This window comes from Pseudomonas sp. NY5710, assembly GCF_013305665.1.
GTDB classification, from domain to species: Bacteria; Pseudomonadota; Gammaproteobacteria; order Pseudomonadales; family Pseudomonadaceae; genus Aquipseudomonas; species Aquipseudomonas juntendi.
Map to the genome: position 1 here is coordinate 601,546 of NZ_CP045554.1, position 16,205 is coordinate 617,750.

13 protein-coding genes are annotated in these 16,205 nt (G+C 65.3%); 2 read left to right on the plus strand and 11 right to left on the minus strand.

Going from position 1 to position 16,205, the window contains the following annotated elements; genetic code table 11:
- Positions 1-83 precede the first annotated feature (83 nt).
- Both GEV39_RS02750 and GEV39_RS02755 read right to left on the minus strand, forming a co-directional pair.
- Positions 84-539 carry an REP-associated tyrosine transposase gene (locus GEV39_RS02750; protein WP_173887484.1) on the minus strand — a complete coding sequence of 152 codons (456 nt, stop codon included), beginning with the start codon at positions 537-539 and terminating at the stop codon, positions 84-86.
- A 120-nt stretch (positions 540-659) separates the two neighbouring features.
- Positions 660-1,997 carry an MATE family efflux transporter gene (locus GEV39_RS02755; RefSeq protein WP_173887485.1) on the minus strand — a complete coding sequence of 446 codons (1,338 nt, stop codon included), beginning with the start codon at positions 1,995-1,997 and terminating at the stop codon, positions 660-662.
- A gap of 241 nt (positions 1,998-2,238) precedes the next feature.
- Here GEV39_RS02755 and GEV39_RS02760 point away from each other — a divergent pair, with 241 nt between their 5' ends.
- Complete coding sequence (locus GEV39_RS02760) at positions 2,239-7,140, plus strand: alpha-2-macroglobulin family protein (protein WP_173887486.1); 4,902 nt, start codon at positions 2,239-2,241, stop codon at positions 7,138-7,140.
- Positions 7,141-7,273: 133 nt separating this feature from the next.
- On the opposite strand, the gene GEV39_RS02765 is transcribed toward GEV39_RS02760, so the two are convergent.
- The gene (locus tag GEV39_RS02765; RefSeq protein ID WP_009685776.1) at positions 7,274-7,567 is read right to left on the minus strand and encodes a hypothetical protein; all 294 of its coding nucleotides are present in this window, start codon (positions 7,565-7,567) and stop codon (positions 7,274-7,276) included.
- 77 nt (positions 7,568-7,644) lie between these two features.
- On the opposite strand from GEV39_RS02765, the gene pbpC reads away from it, so the two are divergent.
- Positions 7,645-9,999: a peptidoglycan glycosyltransferase PbpC gene (gene pbpC, locus GEV39_RS02770; RefSeq protein WP_173887487.1), complete on the plus strand. Its 2,355-nt coding sequence runs from the start codon at positions 7,645-7,647 to the stop codon at positions 9,997-9,999.
- A gap of 54 nt (positions 10,000-10,053) precedes the next feature.
- On the opposite strand, the gene GEV39_RS02775 is transcribed toward pbpC, so the two are convergent.
- The 8 genes from GEV39_RS02775 to GEV39_RS02810 form a co-directional block, all read right to left on the minus strand.
- Positions 10,054-10,836, minus strand: coding sequence for a response regulator transcription factor (locus GEV39_RS02775; protein WP_457253692.1), 783 nt, complete (start codon positions 10,834-10,836; stop codon positions 10,054-10,056).
- Between the two features lie 114 nt (positions 10,837-10,950).
- The gene (locus tag GEV39_RS02780; RefSeq protein ID WP_173887489.1) at positions 10,951-11,421 is read right to left on the minus strand and encodes a prepilin peptidase; all 471 of its coding nucleotides are present in this window, start codon (positions 11,419-11,421) and stop codon (positions 10,951-10,953) included.
- Positions 11,422-11,601: 180 nt separating this feature from the next.
- Entirely contained in the window at positions 11,602-12,171 is a 570-nt protein-coding gene (locus tag GEV39_RS02785) for a DUF4136 domain-containing protein (protein WP_173887490.1), read from the minus strand.
- A gap of 19 nt (positions 12,172-12,190) precedes the next feature.
- The gene (locus GEV39_RS02790; protein WP_173887491.1) at positions 12,191-12,814 is read right to left on the minus strand and encodes a DUF4136 domain-containing protein; all 624 of its coding nucleotides are present in this window, start codon (positions 12,812-12,814) and stop codon (positions 12,191-12,193) included.
- 21 nt (positions 12,815-12,835) lie between these two features.
- Positions 12,836-13,585, minus strand: coding sequence for a methyltransferase (locus GEV39_RS02795; protein ID WP_009685783.1), 750 nt, complete (start codon positions 13,583-13,585; stop codon positions 12,836-12,838).
- On the minus strand, positions 13,582-13,887 hold the full coding sequence (locus tag GEV39_RS02800) for a MazG-like family protein (RefSeq protein ID WP_009685784.1): 306 nt from the start codon (positions 13,885-13,887) through the stop codon (positions 13,582-13,584). The genes GEV39_RS02795 and GEV39_RS02800 overlap by 4 nt, the downstream gene beginning before the upstream one ends.
- A 90-nt stretch (positions 13,888-13,977) precedes the next feature.
- Positions 13,978-14,829, minus strand: coding sequence for a MaoC family dehydratase (locus tag GEV39_RS02805; protein WP_173887492.1), 852 nt, complete (start codon positions 14,827-14,829; stop codon positions 13,978-13,980).
- A 2-nt stretch (positions 14,830-14,831) separates the two neighbouring features.
- A complete protein-coding gene (locus tag GEV39_RS02810) occupies positions 14,832-16,184 on the minus strand; it encodes a 3-oxoacyl-ACP reductase (RefSeq protein WP_173887493.1) in 1,353 nt (450 codons plus the stop codon).
- Positions 16,185-16,205: the final 21 nt, after the last annotated feature.

The window sequence follows — 16,205 nt, forward strand, 5'->3', positions numbered from 1 at the left end:
ATCGCGACAGGCCGCTCCTACAGCTCATCCCTGTAGGAGCGGCCTTGTGTCGCGAAATGAGGGCGAAGCCCTCACCGGCGCTGTCACAGCCACACACAATCCCAATGTGGATATTCACCCGCCTTGCGCACCAGACCGGCGCGAATGGGGTTGGCGATGATATAGCGTGCGGCAACTCTCACATCTTCGTCTTTGCGCAGCGCGCGGTCGTAGAAGCCTGGCTGCCATATGTGCTGGCGCGCAGCACCGGCACGGTAGAGGGCACAACTGCTCCGCGACTTGAAGGTGCACATGAGCTTGCTCAGATGGGTTGGCCCAAGCTCGATCAGCCAATGCAAATGGTCCGGCATCAATACCCAGGCCAGAGTCCGGCAGTCGCCTTGCTGATCGCTGAGTTGCAACTGCCGGATCACTGCGCGCGCAAACCAGAGGTTGCGGAACAAGGGGTACCGCTGGCGAGTAATGGTTGTGAGCAGATACAGTCTGCCCGGCTCTGAGAAGCGCCCTTGGCGCAAACGGTGATTGCCGCGACGATCCATGTCGATTTCCTTTGAACATCCCGTTCGCAGGATAGGAGGCGGGACAAGGATCGGCGCAGGTGGATCATTACTGACTATGACAGTTGGAGCCGCGTTATCCGGTCGATGGGCTATCCCCGCTCAGCCAACCCACAGCCCCCGCTGCTGCAACCGCCACCCCACCCACCCCAACGTCACCGCCCGCAACCCCATGAACCCGAGAAACGCCAACCACAAGCCATGGTTGCCAAACCCGCTCATGGCCACCGCCACCGGCAGCGCAATCAGCACCGAAACCAGCATCGCATTGCGCATCTCCCGCGCGCGGGTGGCGCCGATGAACAAACCGTCCAGCAAATAACTCCACACCGCAATCAATGGCAGCAACGCCAGGTAAGGCAAGTACGGGTAAGCCGCTGCGCGGACGCTGTCGATGTCGGTCTGCAGATCGATGAACAGGTGCCCACCCAGCAGGAACATCCCGGCAAACCCGAGACTGGTGATCAGTGACCAACCACAGGCCACCACCAGCGAGCGGCGCAAGGTGAGGCGATCACCGGCACCGATGGCGTGGCCGCACAGTGCCTCCACCGCATGCGCCAGCCCATCCAGCGCATAGGCGGTCAGCAGCAGGCCATTGAGCAGCAGTGCGTTGGCCGCTACGGTCGCCTCGCCCAGGCGTGCGCCTTGCAGGGTGATCAGCAGGAACACCAACTGCAGCGCCAGGCTGCGCAGGAAAATGTCGCGGTTCACGGCCAGCAGCGGTCGCCAGGCCTGCCAGTGCTTCAGTGCTGCCCATGCGACCTGCCCTGGGTAGGCGCGCAGCGCCGGGCGGGTCAGGGCCAGGCCAAGCAGGGCGGCACTCCACTCGGCAATCACCGAGGCCCGCGCTGAGCCCAGCACACCCCAGTCCAGGCCCAGTACGAACCACAGGTTTAGCGCGATGTTCAGCAGGTTGGTCGTCAGCAGGATCGCCAGCGGCGCGCGGGCGTTCTGCGTGCCAAGGAACCAGCCGACCAAGGCATAGCTGGCCAGCGCCGCAGGCAGCCCGAGCAGGCGGGTGTGGAAGAAGTCTTCGGTGGCTTGCTGCAACGCGTCGCTGGGTTGCATCGCATGCAGTGCCAACTGGCTGAAGGGAATGGACAGCAGGCCAATCAACAGGGCGAAGCCGACCGCCAGCAGCAGCCCTTGGACCAGCACCTGGCGCAACGCCGCGCCGTCGCTTCGCCCGGCGGCCTGGGCGGCGAAACCGGTGGACCCCATGCGCAGGAAGCCCATGAGGCCTACCATGAACGTGAACAACGTGGCGCCCACGGCCACTGCGCCCAACTGATGGGCGTGGGGCAGGTGGCCGATGACGGTGCTGTCGACCAGGGCTACCAAGGGCACGGAGATGTTGGATAGGATCATCGGCGCGGCCAGCGCCCAAACCTTGAGGTGGGTGGGGCGGTGGCGCCAGTCGGCGGTCAGTGCAGTCATTGCGGTCCTTGGGAATCTGGGGCTGCTGCGCAGCCCAATCGCGACACAAGGCCGCTCCCACATTGATCGGCATACGCAGGCCTTTGTGGGCGCGGCCTTGTGTCGCGAAAGGGGCGCAAAGCGCCCCCGGCTATTCTGAATGGGCACAGTGTAACGGCCAGGCAAGCAAACCGCGCGAACATGATTCCGGCCAGCTATAATTGCGGCCCTTAAGTACCCGCTGCCAAAGAGTTCCTACTCCATGTTCAACAAAGGATTGTTGCTGGCCTGCGCGCTGGCCTTGCTCAGTGCCTGTGACTCTTCCACGCCGGACAAACCGGCGCCGGCCGAGAAGCCGGCAGCCACCGCGCCCGCCGAGGCCCCCGCTGCCAAACGCGAAGACCCTGCCGTGCTCGCCAAGCGCTATGCGGGCCGCGAGCTGACTGTGCTCGACGTTTCCGAAGTGCAGCTCGACGGCGCCGCGACGCTGTCGATCAGCTTCTCTGCCCCGCTGGATGCCAAGCAGGACTTCGCCACCAAAGTGCACTTGGTCGATACCGTCAAAGGCAAGCTCGATGGCGCCTGGGAGCTCTCCGACAACCAGATGGAGCTGCGCCTGCGCCACCTCGAACCCCAGCGCAAGCTGGTGCTGACCGTGGACAAAGCCCTGCTGGCGGTGAGCGGCGAGCAACTGGCCAGTGAGTCGGTGACCCGCCTGGAAACCCGCGACATGCAGCCGACAATCGGCTTCGCCAGCCGCGGTTCGCTGCTGCCCACACGCCTGGCAGAGGGCCTGCCGGTCATCGCCCTGAACGTCGACAAAGTCGATGTCGAGTTCTTCCGGGTCAAGCCGGAGATGCTCTCCAACTTCCTGGCCAGCTGGGGGCGCAACAGCAGCCTGTACTACTACCAGTCCAAGGAAACCCTGGACATGGCCGAACTGGTCTACAGTGGCCGCTTCGACCTGAACCCGGCACGCAACACGCGCGAGACCGTGCTGCTGCCCATCGCTGGTATCAAGCCGCTGCAGGCGCCTGGCGTGTACCTGGCGGTGATGCGTGCCTCCGGCACCTACGATTACTCGCAGCCGGCCACCCTGTTCACCCTTAGCGACATTGGTGTTTCCGCGCACCGCTACCGTGACCGCCTGGACGTATTTGCCCAGGCGTTGGAAGGCGGCAAGGCCATGAGCGGCGTCAACCTGGAAATCCATGACGACAAGGGCAAGCTGCTGGCCCAGGCCGCCACCGATGGCAAGGGCCACGCCCAGTTGCCGATCACGCCCAAGGCCGACACCCTCATCGCCACCCAGGGTGTGCACACCACGCTGCTGCGCTTGAACACTGCCGCGCTGGACCTCGCCGAGTTCGACATCACCGGGCCCCAGGCCAACCCCTTGCAGTTGTTCATCTTCGGCCCGCGCGACCTGTATCGCCCAGGCGAAACGGTGCTGCTCAACGGCCTGCTGCGTGACCAGGACGGCAAGCCCGTCAAGGCCCAACCGGTGAACGTGGAAGTGCGCCGCCCGGATGAACAGGTCAGCCGCAAGTTCGTCTGGGAGGCCGATGCCAATGGCCTGTTCCAGTACCAGTTGCAGCTGGCCAGCGAGGCCCCTACCGGTCGCTGGCAACTGCTGCTCGACCTCGGCGGTGGGCGCCAGCAGGTCTACGAATTCCTGGTTGAAGATTTCCTGCCCGAGCGCCTTGCGCTGGAGCTCAAGGGCAGCAGCGAGCCACTGTCACCGGATGAAAACGCGCGTATACAGGTCACTGGCCGTTACCTGTACGGCGCTCCGGCGGCCGGCAACCGCCTGAGTGGCCAAGCCTACGTGCGCCCCTTGCGCGAGGCGGTGCCAGCGTTGCCGGGTTACCAGTTCGGCTCGGTCACCGAAACCGAACTGAACCAGGACCTGGAGCTGGATGAAGTCACCCTCGACCAGGCGGGCAAGGCCGTGGTCGATATCGAAAGCCGCTGGGCCGAAGCCCGCTCGCCGTTGCAACTGACCGTGCAGGCCAGCTTGCAGGAGTCCGGCGGCCGGCCGATCACCCGGCGCCTGGAACAGCCGATCTGGCCGGGCGAGCGCCTGCCAGGCTTGCGCGGCCTGTTTGACGGTGAGGAAACCGATAGCGACGGGCCGGTGGAGTTCGAGGTACTGGTGGCCGACCACGACGGCAACAAGCTGGCGGCCAACGACCTCAAGGTGCGCCTGGTGCGTGAGCGCCGTGATTACTACTGGAACTACTCGCAAAGCGATGGCTGGAGCTATGCCTACAACGAGAAGTTCCTGACCCAGAGCGAAGAGACGGTCAGCGTCAAGGCCGGCTCCACGGCCAAGCTGAGCTTTCAGGTGGAATGGGGCCCTTACCGGGTCGAGGTGGAAGACCCGCAGACCGGCTTGGTATCCAGCGAGCGCTTCTGGGCCGGTTACCGTGCCCAGGACAACGCCGAAGGCGGTGCCGTGCGCCCCGACCAGGTCAAGCTGGCGCTGGACAAGCCGGCCTATGCTGATGGCGCCACGGCCAAAGTCACCGTGACCCCGCCGGCTGCGGGCAGCGGTTACCTGATGATCGAGTCCAGTGACGGCCCGCTGTGGTGGCAGGAAATCGACGTGCCCGCCGAGGGCAAGACGTTCGACGTGCAGCTGGACAAGGCCTGGGCCCGCCACGACCTGTACATCAGTGCGCTGGTAATCCGCCCTGGTGAGCGCAAGGCCAATGCCACGCCCAAGCGTTCGGTCGGTGTGCTGCACCTGCCGCTGGACCGCGCCGGCCGCAAGCTGGCGGTGAGCCTGCAAGCCCCCGAGAAAATGCGCCCCAAACAGCCGCTGACGGTGAACGTCAAGGCCGCCAACGCCGACGGTAGTGTGCCGCGGCAAGTGCATGTGCTGGTGTCGGCAGTGGACGTAGGTATCCTCAATATCACCGACTTCAAGACCCCTGACCCGTTCGCCAGCCTGTTCGGGCGCAAGGCCTACGGTGCCGACCAACTGGACATCTACGGCCAGTTGATCGAGGCCGGGCAAGGCCGCCTGGCCAGCCTGGCATTCGGCGGTGACGCGGCCATGGCCAAGGGGGGCAAGCGCCCCAACACCACGGTGACCATCGTCGCCCAGCAAAGCGTGCCGGTTACCCTGGATGACAACGGCCAGGGCCAGGTAACGGTCGATATCCCCGACTTCAATGGTGAACTGCGCCTGATGGCCCAAGCCTGGACCGACGACCACTTCGGCATGGCCGAAGGCAAGACGGTAGTCGCTGCGCCGCTGATCGCCGAGCTGTCGGCACCGCGTTTCCTCGCCGGCGGCGACCGCACCAACCTGGCCCTGGATTTGGCCAACCTGTCGGGCCGGGCCCAGCAGTTGCAGGTTGAAGTCAGCAGCGAAGGGCAACTGAGCCTGGCCGCCAATGCCTTGCACACCGTGGCCCTGGCCGAAGGCCAGCGCTCGACGCTGCTGATTCCAGTGCAGGCCCAGGGCGGCCTGGGGCAGGGCAAGGTCCGGGTGCGTGTCACCGGGTTGCAACTGCCCAACGAGCCAAGCACCGCCTTCGAGCGCGAGTGGGCGCTGGGCGTGCGCCCTGCTTACCCGGCGATGCTCAAGCACTACCGCGTGGCCTTGAAGGACCAGCCATGGACGCTGCCCGAAGCAGACCTGGCCGCCTTCGAACCGGCGGGCCTGGAGGCCAGCCTGGCCTTGTCGAGCCGGCCACCGCTCAACCTGGCCGAGCAGATCCGCGCGCTGGAGGCGTACCCGTACGGTTGCCTGGAGCAGACCACCAGCGGCCTTTACCCGTCGCTGTATGCCGATGCCCAAAGCCTCAAACGCCTGGGCATCAAGGGTGAGCCGGCAGATGTGCGCAAGCGCAAGATCGAGATGGGCATCGAGCACCTGCTGGGCATGCAGCGCTACAACGGCAGCTTTGGCCTGTGGAGTTCGGACAGCGAGGAGGAATACTGGCTGACCGCCTATGTCACCGACTTCCTCCTGCGGGCCCGCGACCAAGGTTATGGGGTACCGGCCGAAGCGCTGAAGAAGGCCAGCGAGCGCCTGCTGCGCTACCTGCAGGAGCGCAACCTGATCGAGGTCGACTACAGCGAAAACGCCGAACATACCCGCTTCGCCGTGCAGGCCTATGCCGCGCTGGTGCTCGCGCGCAGCCAGCAAGCGCCGCTGGGCGCGTTGCGCGGTTTGTTCGAGCGCCGGGCCGATGCCCGCTCTGGGCTGCCGCTGGTGCAGCTGGCGGTGGCACTGGACAAGATGGGCGACAAACCGCGTGCCCAGCAAGCCCTGCAAGCCGGGCTTGGCATCAGCCGCAGCAAGGGGTGGATGGCTGACTATGGCAGCCCGCTGCGTGATCAGGCGCTGATCCTGGCGCTGCTGCAGGAAAGCAACCTGGCCACCAACCAGGTCGACCAGCGTCTGTTTGCCCTGTCGGATGAACTGGCGGCCAACCGCTGGCTGTCGACCCAGGAGCGTAATGCCTTGTTCCTCGCCGGCCGTGGCCTGCTGGGCAAGCCCGAGGGCCAGTGGCAGGCGCGCCTGGACAGTGCCGGCGAAGTGCGCGAATTGAACAACGCCGAGTCTGGCATGAAGCTGGATGGCCCGCTGCTGGCCTCGCCGCTGAGCGTGCAGAATGAAGGCAGCGCGACGCTGTACCAGCAACTGACATTGTCTGGCTACCCGCGCCAGGCGCCTGCCGCCGGCGGTAACGGCATGCAGATCCGCCGCGAATACCTGGGCATGAATGGCCAGCCACTGGACCTGCACAACCTGCGCAGTGGCGATCTGGTCCTGGTGCACCTGGCGGTCAAGGCCCAGGACCGCGTGCCCGATGCGCTGGTAGTGGACCTGCTGCCGGCTGGCCTGGAGCTGGAGAACCAGAACCTGGCGCAAAGTGCCGCCAGCCTGGACAACGCCAGCAGTGCGGTGAAGGAATGGCGCGAATCGATGCAGAACGCCAGCGTGGTACATCAGGAGTACCGTGACGACCGCTACGTGGCGGCGCTCAAGCTCGACGGTTATGGCACCACGCACCTGTTGTACCTGGCGCGGGCGGTGACCCCGGGCACCTACCGCGTACCGCCGCCGCAGGTTGAGTCGATGTATCGGCCGAACCTGCAGGCGGTGGGTGATGGGCAAGGCGAGATGACGGTAAAAGCCCGCTAGGCTTGTGCTGCTGTTACCGGCCTCATGCTGGCAAGCCAGGTGCTGCACCTGGCTTCGATGCCGCTGCGGTCACCGTGGCAGCCGGCTTGCTGGCGGGCCGCCGTGCGGCCTCCCGGGCGGTCCCTGGGATGGCTCAGTGGATCACCCAGCTCATTACCCACAACCCCAGCACCAGCCAGATGATCCCAAGGATGATCGACGCACGCATGAATGCGCGGATGGCCGAGTACAGCAGCATCAGGCCGATGATCAGGGCCAGGATGCTGACCAGCGAGGTGTCCATGCCCAAGGTGCGCGCCAGGCCGTCGATGAAATTGCCACCGGCATTGGCCAGCAGGTTGAACAGCCCGCTCAATGCGTCGACGATGAAGCGAATCAACGATCCCAGTGCCTGGCCCAGCCACTCGAAAAAACCTTCTACATGCATAGTTGCTTCCTGATGAACGAGTCGGCGAGTTTGCCGTCCCCAAGCCTTTGGCCATCACCTGGCCAGGTCGGTTCCCGATGCCAAGCTTAGCGCGGCCACGCAGCCGTGCGGGCAGGTTGTTGCGCGCCGTGCTGCTCGGCCTGCTGTTGCTGGCTGGCCTGTTGTGGCTGGCAGACCGCATTTGGCCCCTGCCCATGCCGGGTGACGACCTGGCTCGGGTAGTGCTGGCCGAGGATGGCACACCGTTATGGCGGTTTGCCGATACTGATGGCGTGTGGCGTTACCCGGTCAGCCCTGATGAGGTTTCACCGCTGTATCTGCAGGCGTTGTTGACCTACGAAGACCGCTGGTTCTATCACCACCCCGGGGTCAACCCGCTGGCGCTGGCCCGTGCTGCCTGGCTGAACCTGCGCGGTGGGCGAGTGGTGTCGGGCGGCAGCACGCTGTCGATGCAGGTGGCCCGCCTGCTCGACCCGCACGACCGCACCCTGGCTGGCAAACTGCGCCAGCTGTGGCGCACGTTGCAACTGGAATGGCACCTGGCCAAGCGCGAGATCCTGCAAATCTACCTGAACCGCGCGCCGTTCGGCGGTACCTTGCAGGGGGTGGCCGCAGCCAGTTGGGCCTACCTGGGCAAGTCGCCGCGGCACCTGACCCCGGCCGAAGCCGCGTTGCTGGCGGTGTTGCCGCAGGCACCCAGCCGCCTGCGCCCCGACCGCCACCCCGAGCGGGCACAGCGCGCACGCGACAAGGTACTGCAGCGCCTGGCGGAGTATCAGGTGTGGCCGGCACGGCAAATTCGTGAAGCGGCCGAAGAACCGCTGGTGCTGGCCCCACGGCAGGAGCCAGCGCTGGCGCCATTGCTGGCGCGGCGCTTGAACAGCGCCAGTAGCCCACCGCTGATCCGCACCACGCTCGATGCAGCCTTGCAACGGCGCCTCGAAGACTTGCTACTGGGCTGGCGCGCACGCCTGCCAGAGCGCACCTCTGCCGCCATTCTGGTGGTCGAAGCACAGACCATGGCCGTGCGTGCCTACCTGGGGTCGATCGACCTGGCCGACGAGCGCCGCTTTGGCCATGTCGACATGGTGCGTTCGCTGCGCTCGCCCGGCTCTACGCTCAAGCCTTTCCTGTACGGTATGGCATTGGACGACGGCCTGATCCATTCCGAATCGCTGCTGCAGGATGTACCGCGACGCTACGGCGACTACCGGCCGGGCAATTTCTCCATGGGTTTCAGCGGACCGGTGTCGGCCAGCTCGGCGTTGGCGCTGTCGCTGAACCTGCCGGCCGTGCAGCTGCTGGAAGCCTACGGCCCCAAGCGTTTTGCCGCGCAACTGCGGATGGCGGGTATGCCACTGGCACTGCCGCCTTTGGCAGAGCCCAACCTGTCGCTGATCCTGGGCGGCGCCGGTAGCCGCCTGGAAGACCTGGTGGGCGGCTATGCCGCGTTTGCCCGGGGCGGCAACACCGCGCAGGTCCGCCTGCAGCCGCAGGACCCGCTGGTCGAGCGGCGTCTGTTGTCGCCGGGTGCAGCGTGGATCGTGCGGCGTATTCTCAGCGGCCAGGCACGCCCCGACCGCGACCCGCATGCCGAACTGGTGCAGCGCCCGCAACTGGCCTGGAAGACCGGCACCAGCTATGGCTTTCGGGATGCCTGGTCGATTGGCGTGGGCCCGCGCTACCTGATTGGTGTGTGGATCGGTCGCCCAGACGGTACGCCGGTAGCGGGGCAGTTCGGCCTGGCGTCGGCCGCCCCCCTGATGTTGCAGGTGCACGACCTGTTGAGCAATCGCGACAGCCAGCGGGGTATCAGCGTGCCAGTCTTGCCGGTGCCCGCCAGTGTCGGCGTGGCCGCGATCTGTTGGCCGCTTGGCCAGCCCATGGCCAGGCAGGATAGTAACTGCCGGCGCCAGCGGTTTGCCTGGACCTTGGACGGCACCACGCCGCCAACCTTGCAGGCCGCCGACCAGCCGCTGGGCCTGGGCTTGCGCGAGACGGTGTGGGTCAACCCGCATGGCTTGCGTGTGGATGGGAGTTGCCCAGGCGCCACGGCCCGCTATATTGCCCTGTGGCCGGCACCGCTGGAGCCTTGGCTACCGCGGATGGAGCGGCGTGCCGCACGGTTGCCGGCCATCGACCCAAACTGCCCGCCACAGGTACCGGCCAGCGCACCACCGCTGTCGATCGTGGGGGTGCGCCCGGGCGACAATCTGCGCCGGCCGGCCACCAGCAGCGAGCCTTTGCAGTTGCATGTTTCGGCCCTGGGTGGCGGCGGCCGGCGTTGGTGGTTCCTCAATGGCCAGCCGCTGGGGGAGACCCTAGGGCAGGACAGCCTGCTGCTGCGTTTGCCCCAGGTTGGCCAGGCCGAACTCAGCGCCCTTGATGAAAGCGGTGAGACCGCCCGGGTGGTGTTTCAGGTCAGTGAGTAGGTGCCCGACGGCAATGTGGGGCGGTAATACGCCCCGGATACAGCAGACCGCCGGTCAGTGGGTAGTGAAGCGTTGATGCACTGGCGATGAGCTGGGCGTCAGCGCCAGCGCCAATTGGGTACGGTTATGCATATGCGTCAACCGCAGCACCTGGGACACGTACAGTTTGACGGTGTTCTCGGTGATCCCCAGTTCACAGGCAATCTGGTAATTGGTCTTGCCCTTGCTCACCAGCCGCGCGACCTCCAACTGGCGGGGCGACAGTTTCTCGAACGCTGCGGGTAGCTCGCTCTCGCTCTCTTCACCATCCGTGGCACGCCGGTGGGCGCCTTGGCCGCGGGCTTTCTCCAGCTCCTGATACAGCTCGTCCACAGACTCGGCCAAGTCTTGCAAACGCTGGTTCAAGCCGCCCAGGTTGCGGAAGTTGCGCTGGCGCTCGAGCAAAGCCTGCTCCTGCCGGCGCACGCCTTCGAGCAGTTCCTCAAGGTCCATGGGTTTCTGGTAATAGTCGGCAAAACCTGCGCGCAGCGCGGGGATCACGTCCTGTTTTTCCCCCCGGCCGGTCAGCATGATGGCCTCGAACATGCGTTGGCTGCCGTCGATCTCCTTCAAGGCGCGCACCAATTCAATGCCGTCCCGCTCGGGCATGTCCAGGTCGCAGATGATAAGGCCGACTGCGGGGTCCGCCGTGTAACGCTCGATGGCTTCGTCGGTGGAATAGGCGGGTACGCAGGCATAGCCCACGGTTTCAAGGTATTCACACAGCTGCTCGACAATGACCGCTTGGTCGTCGACCACCAATACCTTCACTTCACTTACTGGTTTGGACACGATCAACTCCCTGTTCCTATACGGCCCTGCTCCCGGGCCAGACGCTCTGGCAATGTACAAGGTAGTCGCACACGGCGATTCTGTACAAACCCTGTACACATTGTCCGACCGCAGGCATCGCTATTGGATCCATACGGCTGTCAGGAGAAAGCCGGCGAGCACATAGGGGACGAACGCCTGCTTGTCGCCCATCTCCTCGGTCAGGGCTTGCAGGCGCTTCTTGAGCTTGGGGTTGAGCAGCAGCCATAAACGCCGACGGGCAAGCAGCCAGATCAGCACGCTGACCCCAGCGCCAATGAACGTGCCAAGCACGTATTGCGTGCCGCTGGCCAGGGCCAGGGCGCCCATCAGCTTGACATCATCGGCGCCGAAGTGGCCGTACATATAGCCTGGCAGGGTCAACAGCATGACGATGGCCAGCGCCCATCCGGCATCGCTGGCATCGGCGCCCATCCAGCTATGGCCAGTGGCGAACAGCCAGAGCAGGGCACAGCTGGCCACACCCAGGGTGAGCAGGTTGGAGATCTGGCGTTGACGCACATCCTGTTCGGAGCACAAGGCAAGCCACAGCAGCAGAACGATGCTTTGCATTGGCAGGTCGCCCTTCCTAAAAGTTGAACACTTCTACCCGGTCAGTCAGGTTTCCTTGACTGAAGATAGACCGGAACGTGCGCAGAAGTAGGCCTTGCAACCGAAAAAGGCGTGGTCGGAACGGATTTTGTCGTAGCTGTCATCGGGGGCTGCGCTTGAGCCCCCGGCTGCTTTTGAAGGTTATTTCCGGCTACCCGGCGGGTAATGGCCCAGCACCTTGGCCACGGTGTTTTGAATGGCGCTGTTCCGCTCTTCAGGGCCCGGGGGGTAGTTGTTCATGATCTGCTCGGCACTGCCGCGCCAGACCAGCTTGCCGTCACGGCCATCGAAAAGATCGACCTGAATGGTGGCCACCTTGTAATCGACGCTGCGGGTTTCGTTGTACATGGGGCCACCCCAGTACCCGCCCCAATAACCACCCCAACCCCCGCCGTAATTGGTGGTGATCTGTTGCTGGCGCTGCTCGACGATCAGGTACGTGCGTACGGTCAGGTCTGGCCGCGCGCCGCCCTGCACCGGGCGCAGGCCGCGCTGGTCGAGCTGCTCGGCCACTGCCGTACGGATGCGCTGTTCGGTCAGGTCGCTCTTGATGCGAGGGTCATCCGGGCGGTACTGCAAACCTGGCTCCTGCCATGCCCAGCTGCGGTAGGCGGCAAAGTCGCGGCTGGCATCGAAATCCTGCTGAACGTTATTGCTTGAGCAGGCTGCCAATACCAGCGCGAATGACAGTAGAACGAGACGGCGCAACATGATGTTTCTCCGTTGGCTATTAACTGGGAGGATAGCCGCTGAGCGCCTTGTGCACAGCATCGCGCACGGCGTTTTCGCGTTCGCGTGACGAGTCCTTGTCGCTGCCGCTTTCGGCGCTGGCGCTCCATACCGGTTGGCCGGTACGCGCGTCGTACAGGTCGATGCGCACCACCATCACCTGCACCTCGTAGGTACGCACCACTGGCACGCTGGCATAGCCACCGTAGCCATGGCGGTAACCGCCATAGCCTACGCTGCCGTAGGGGTAAGGGTCATAGGTGTCGTAATCGCGCACTTGCCGCAAGCGCCTCTCAAGGCGCATGTCGGCGCTTACCAGCAAGTCGCCGGGGCCGCCCCGCGCCGGGCGCAGGCCATGCTGGTCGAGGGCACCACCAACGGCATCGGCCAGGGGCGCTGGGTCGGCCCCCGCCGAGCCACTGGGCAACCGGCCGTTACGCCAGCTCCAGCTGCGGTAGCGCCCGTAGTCCCGTACCGGTGCCGGGTAGGCACTGGCATCGAAGGTAGCGGCCGCCTGGGCCGGCGCCGGGGGCAACGGCCGGCTGCTGGCAACATACGGATTGGGGCTCTGGCAGCCAGCCAGGGCCAGCGGCAGCAGGGCCAGGTACAACAGACGGTATGGCATGTATTCCTCCCGGCAGGCCGCTCAGCGAGGGCGGCAGACCCAGTGCAGGTAGCGCCCGAGCCCGGCGAACCCAGGGTGGCGGCGGTAGGCCAGCTCCATTTCCAGCAGGTCGAGCAGTTCAGCCTTGGCCTGGAACTCCTTGGGCATGTAGTCGTGGAACACCCGCACACCGCTTTCACTTTGCACCTGCCACAAGGGTTCAAGGTGCGCCTTGAGCTCGCGTGGATCAAGCGGTTTCTGAGGGGTCAGGCTCTGCTTTTCACCTTCCAGGCGGTTGCTGCGCAGCTTGCGGAAATGGCCTTTGAGCAAGTTGCGGTAGACCAGGGCGTCGCGGTTGTAGAACGCCAGCGACAACCAGCCACCCGTGGCGGTGAGCTGGTGCAGCACGGGCAGGATGCTCTCGGGTTCGGCCAGCCATTCCAGCACGGCGTGGCACAGCACCAGGTCGTAGGGCTCGTTCAATTGGCCGAGCAGGTCTTGCCAGGGGGCCTGGACGAAGGTGGCCGTCTGGCCGGCTTCGGCAAAACGGGCCCGGGCGCCGTCGAGCATGGGCGCAGCTGGTTCTGCCAGGGTCACCTGGTGGCCACGTTCGGCCAGCCACAAGGCCATGTGACCCAGGCCGGCGCCGATATCCAGAACACGCAACGGGCGATCGGGCAGCGCCTCGGCCAGGTCGGCCTGCAAAACGGCTAGGCGGATCGCGCCCTTGGCGCCGCCGTAGATCTTTTCCGCGAAGCGGGTGGCCAGTTCATCGAAATGACGGTCGTTCATCGAGCGAAACGCCTCTCGCTGTCGGCCAGCTTGGCCCGCACCACTTGGTCCATGTCCAGGCCCAGCTCACTGCACAACAGCAACAGGTAGAGCACCACGTCACCGACTTCCTGCCCGGCGTGGGCCAATTTGTCGGCAGGCAGCTGGCGCGATTCGTCTTCGCTCAGCCACTGAAAAATCTCGACCAGCTCGGCCATTTCGACGCTGGCCGCCATGGCCAGATTCTTCGGGCTATGAAAGCCACGCCAGTCGTTGTTGTCACGGATCTGGTGCAGGCGTTGGGTAAGCTCTTGCAGGTTCATCGGGGGTCTCCAAATGCTGCATAGCTTCTGCCCTGGTCCGATGCAAAGCAAGGGGGCGCGCGTTGCGGCCCCAGGGGCCGGCAATGAGCCCTAGAGCTGATCCCAGCGGCCGAGCATATGCAGCATGCCCCCATGCCCATCCAGCCGCAGCACCCCCTCAGGCCCCGCCTCACTGGCACTGAGCACCACCTCGGAGGGCAACCTGACCGGCTTGCGGAAAGCCACCTCGAAGGCATAGCCGCTGTGCGGCAGGTGCCCGTGCAATGCGGCCAGTGCCATGGCCTTTGTCCACATGCCATGGGCAATGGCCGTGGGAAAGCCGAACAACCGTGCACTCACCGCACTCAGGTGGATAGGGTTGTAGTCCCCGCACACCTTGGCATAACGCCGGCCGATGTTACTGTCGGCATACCAGCGGGTGGCCTCGGGCAAGCGAGGCGGTTCGTCGTCGGCACGCGCGTCGGCCTGGCCATCCAGCTTCAGCCCGCGTACCAGCATGCGGCTGGTTTCACGCCACAGCAGGCCGATGCCATCCTCGGCTTCGGTCACCAGGTCGAAGGTGCCACCTTTGTCATGCGCCTGCAGGTTGTGCGCATACACCGCAAAGCGCAGCCCTTCGATAGCGCCCAGTGGCCGCAGCACTTCGATGCGATTTTGCAGGTGCACCAGCCCCAGCAGCGGGAAGGGAAAGTCACGGGCGGTCATCAGCTGCAATTGCAGCGCAAAAGCCATGACGTGTGGATAAGTGGCCGGCAGGCGGCCATCGTCGGGGAAGTGGCAAAGCCGCCGGTAGGCGTCCAGGTTGGCCGGCTCAACCTGAAGGAAGCAGCGCAGGCCATCGTCGGGCAGGTGCTCACCGCTGATCGTGCGCTTGCTGGCGGCACGCAGGTACAGGCTGGGGCGGGCAGCCGGGCTATGCAGGTCGTGCCATTGTCGGCTCATGGTCAGGCCCCCATCAGTGCCTGGCCGCAAACACGCAGCACCTGGCCGTTGACCGCCCCCGAGCCCGGCTGGCTGAGCCAGGCAATGACCTCGGCCACGTCCTGTGGGCGACCGCCCTGAGCCAGCGAACTCAAGCGTCGCCCGGCTTCGCGCAGGCCCATGGGCATGGTGGCGGTCATGTGGGTTTCGATGAAGCCGGGGGCCACGGCGTTGATGCTCGCGCCCCGCTCGGCGAGCCTCGGCGCCCAGGCCTGGGCCAGGCCGATCAGCCCGGCCTTGCTGGCGGCATAGTTGGCCTGGCCGCGGTTGCCGGCAATGCCGCTGACCGAGGCCAGCAAGGTTATGCGCGCGTGTTCACCCAAGGCGCCACTGTCAAACAGCGCCTGGGTCAGCACCTGTGGTGCCTTCAGGTTGACCGCGAGCACAGCATCCCAGTAGTCCGGGGTCATGTTGGCCAAGGTCTTGTCGCGCGTGATGCCAGCATTGTGCACAACGATGTCTATTGAGTCGGGCAGGGCAGCCAGCAGTTGTGCGGCGGCATCGCTGGCGCAGATGTCCAGCGCCAGGGCCTTGCCGCCAAGCCGAGCAGCGAGTGCATCGAGTTCCCGGCTGGCCTGTGGCACATCCAGCAGCAGAACGTCGGCACCGTCACGTGCCAAGGTTTGCGCAATGGCCGCGCCGATACCGCGCGCGGCGCCGGTAACCAGTGCACGGCGGCCAGCCAATGGGCGGGTCCAGTCCTCGACCTGGCTGGCGCAAGCTTCAAGGCGCAGCACCTGGCCGGAGATGAACGCGCTCTTGGGCGAGAGGAAGAAGCGCAGGGCACCTTCCAGTTGGTCTTCAGCGCCGGGGCCGGCGTACAGCAACTGAGCGGTTGCGCCATTGCGCAGCTCCTTGGCCAGCGAGCGGCTGAAGCCCTCCAGGGCGCGCTGGGCGATACTGGCCAGCGGGTTGTCGAGGCTTTCCGGTGGCCGGCCCAGCAGCACGACGTGGGCGCACGGGCCCAGGCTGCGCAGCAGCGGCTGGAAAAATTCGCGCAACTGCTTCAGCTCATCGCTGTCGGACAAGTGACTGGCGTCGAACACCACGGCTTTGATTTTCGGCCCCAGGCCAGCGACCCAAGGCTCGCCCTTCAGGTGCTCGGCATTGAAACGGTATACGTTATCGGTAAGGCGTGCGGCAAAGGCTTCGACCTGGCCTGCCAGGGGGCCGCCACCCAGCACCAGCGCCCCCTCCACTGGGCGCAGGCGGCCAGCCTGCCAACGCTCCAAAGGCGCAGGGCGTGGCAGGCCCAGGGCATCCACCAGGCGGCGGCCAAGATTGGAGTTGGCAAAACCGAGGTAGCGATCGCTCATGAGTAGGTCTCCGCAAAGGCA

Excerpts from the sequence above, each read along its gene's own strand:
- GEV39_RS02750 (WP_173887484.1), bottom strand. The coding sequence starts at position 539 with ATGGATCGTCGCGGCAATCACCGTTTGCGCCAAGGGCGCTTCTCAGAG.
- GEV39_RS02795 (WP_009685783.1), bottom strand. The coding sequence starts at position 13,585 with ATGAACGACCGTCATTTCGATGAACTGGCCACCCGCTTCGCGGAAAAG.
- GEV39_RS02785 (WP_173887490.1), bottom strand. The coding sequence starts at position 12,171 with ATGTTGCGCCGTCTCGTTCTACTGTCATTCGCGCTGGTATTGGCAGCC.
- GEV39_RS02760 (WP_173887486.1), top strand. The coding sequence starts at position 2,239 with ATGTTCAACAAAGGATTGTTGCTGGCCTGCGCGCTGGCCTTGCTCAGT.
- pbpC (WP_173887487.1), top strand. The coding sequence starts at position 7,645 with ATGCCAAGCTTAGCGCGGCCACGCAGCCGTGCGGGCAGGTTGTTGCGC.
- GEV39_RS02780 (WP_173887489.1), bottom strand. The coding sequence starts at position 11,421 with ATGCAAAGCATCGTTCTGCTGCTGTGGCTTGCCTTGTGCTCCGAACAG.
- GEV39_RS02800 (WP_009685784.1), bottom strand. The coding sequence starts at position 13,887 with ATGAACCTGCAAGAGCTTACCCAACGCCTGCACCAGATCCGTGACAAC.
- GEV39_RS02790 (WP_173887491.1), bottom strand. The coding sequence starts at position 12,814 with ATGCCATACCGTCTGTTGTACCTGGCCCTGCTGCCGCTGGCCCTGGCT.
- GEV39_RS02755 (WP_173887485.1), bottom strand. The coding sequence starts at position 1,997 with ATGACTGCACTGACCGCCGACTGGCGCCACCGCCCCACCCACCTCAAG.
- GEV39_RS02765 (WP_009685776.1), bottom strand. The coding sequence starts at position 7,567 with ATGCATGTAGAAGGTTTTTTCGAGTGGCTGGGCCAGGCACTGGGATCG.
- GEV39_RS02805 (WP_173887492.1), bottom strand. The coding sequence starts at position 14,829 with ATGAGCCGACAATGGCACGACCTGCATAGCCCGGCTGCCCGCCCCAGC.
- GEV39_RS02810 (WP_173887493.1), bottom strand. The coding sequence starts at position 16,184 with ATGAGCGATCGCTACCTCGGTTTTGCCAACTCCAATCTTGGCCGCCGC.